Raw genomic sequence first — 1,116 nt, 5'->3', positions numbered from 1 at the left:
TGTGCTGTCCAGGGACGTTGGTCAACCTGGTGATGGGTGGTAGGCCGCCGATTGCTGAGTGGGGCCGGTGGTGATTGTAGTGATGTAGGAAGGCCGGTAGGGCCTTCCTGCGGGCGTGCTCGGAGTTGTAGAAGCGGGCGATTGCCCACCCTTCGGTCAGGGTGCGGTGGAACCGTTCGGCCTTGCCGTTGGTCTGTGGCCGGTAGGGCCGGGTCCTCTTCGGCGTGATGCCCAGCTGCGTGCAGGCGTCACGCCAGGCGTAGGACTTGTAGGCCGAGCCGTTGTCGCTCAGGACCCGCTCGATGGTGACACCGCGTTGCTCGAACCAGGTGACGGCGTTGCGCAGCACGTCGATAGCGGTGACAGCTTTCTCGTCGTCGCGGATTTCGGCGTAGGCGATGCGGGAGTGGTCGTCGATGACGGTGTGCACGAACGCGGTGCCCAGCTGAGGTTCGTAGACACGGTTACGGACTCCGGTGCGTCGGGCGGTGGCTTCGCGGTGACGGCGGCCCTGCAGGCGCCCGACGTAACGCCAGCCACCGCCGTCGGGGATGTTGCCGTACTTGGTGACATCCACGTGCAGCATCGCCCCGGGATGCGGGTGTTCGTAGCGGCGCACGGGTTCACCGGTGACCCGGTCGATGTGTGACAGCCGGTTGAGTCGGCAGCGGGTCAACACGGCGTGCACGGTCGAGGCCGGCACGCCCAGGCGCCCGCCGATCTGCACCGGTCCGAGGCGTTGCTTCCACCGCAGGTGCACGATCTTGCGCACCAGCGGCTGCCGGGTACGAGCCGGGCTGTGATGCGGGCGTGACGACTGGTCGTTCATCGCCTCAGCGCCGAATTCGGCGTAGCGCTGCGCCCAGCGCTTCGCCGTCCGCCAGGACACCTCATAACGCCGGGCCGCCTGCGCGACCGGCCAACCCTCGTCCACGACCAGACGCGCTAGCCGCAGACGTGCGCGCGGGGTCAAAGCAGCATTACGGTGGAGCACGAAGGCCTCCTGGTTGCGTGAGCGGTTCCTAGACAGCTCCACTCCACAACCGGAGGCCTTCACCCGTCCAGAGCTCAGATCAACTCGTCACACAACCTCGACCAACCTCCCTGGACAGCACA

The 1,116-nt window shown here is 66.8% G+C and carries 1 protein-coding gene; it reads right to left on the bottom strand.

Annotated elements, in window-relative coordinates; translation table 11 throughout:
• Positions 1–994 (bottom strand): IS481 family transposase (locus tag AB0368_RS38440; protein ID WP_366158980.1); only part of this gene is annotated, 994 nt, incomplete at its 3' end.
• Positions 995–1,116 lie beyond the last annotated feature (122 nt).

This window comes from Actinoplanes sp. NPDC051475 (genome assembly GCF_040689425.1).
Classification (GTDB): Bacteria; Actinomycetota; Actinomycetes; order Mycobacteriales; family Micromonosporaceae; genus Actinoplanes.
The sequence above is the reverse complement of the archived record's forward strand: the minus strand, read 5'-3'. Positions and strand labels throughout refer to the sequence as shown.